Annotated in this window: 1 protein-coding gene and 1 pseudogene; both read right to left on the bottom strand. The window is 61.2% G+C overall.

Annotation, left to right across the window (positions count from 1 at the left end; translation table 11 throughout):
- On the bottom strand, positions 1–475 hold a 475-nt coding region (locus QU481_RS23755; protein WP_289832398.1), incomplete at its 3' end, for an IS6 family transposase.
- A 63-nt stretch (positions 476–538) separates the two neighbouring features.
- Positions 539–663, bottom strand: a pseudogene (locus QU481_RS23750) (transposase); the annotation flags it as partial.

Raw genomic sequence — 663 nt, 5'->3', positions numbered from 1 at the left:
TGTGCTGGCGATGCTCGAAGCTGAGGCCCAACTCCCGGTTGGCGGCAGCGTAGCTCTTGAGCTGGTCGGTGACCAGCACGCGTGGCGCTCGACCGTGCTTTTTGAGCAGCTTGCGCATCAATCGCTTAGCGGCCTGCTTGTCACGCCGGCGTGGCACCAACACGTCGAGCACTGCGCCATATTGATCAACAGCGCGCCACAGCCAGTGCTTCTTGCCGTTGATCGTGACCAGCACCTCGTCGAGGTGCCACTTGTCCCCTCGCGCCAGAGCCGTGTCCCGGATCCGCCTGGCGAAGCCCAAACCAAACTTCATCGCCCAGCGCCGCACCGTCTCGTAGGTCAGCGCAATGCCGCGTGCCGCCAGCAGCTCCTCCACCATGCGCAGGCTCAGAGGGAAGCGGTAGTACAGCCACACCGCGTAGCTGATCACTTCGGGAGGGAATCGGTAGCCGGCGTAAGAGAGGGCGTTGGTCATGGACGGTTTCATGACCGCCATTTTCCTGCAGGCCCGCCCAGATCAACAAGTTGACAGTACCCTCTCCACATAGTCCCTGACCAGCTTCGCCTTGTGGATCGGATGGCCATCGACGATCACAAACACCGGTTTTTCCGCACCAATCATCAGCCGCTTCAGAAATTCACGAAACACCGTCGCCGTCACCG

Source organism: Crenobacter oryzisoli, assembly GCF_030385785.1.
Taxonomy (GTDB): domain Bacteria; phylum Pseudomonadota; class Gammaproteobacteria; order Burkholderiales; family Chromobacteriaceae; genus Crenobacter_A; species Crenobacter_A oryzisoli.
This window is presented reverse-complemented; position numbering and strand designations above follow the sequence as displayed.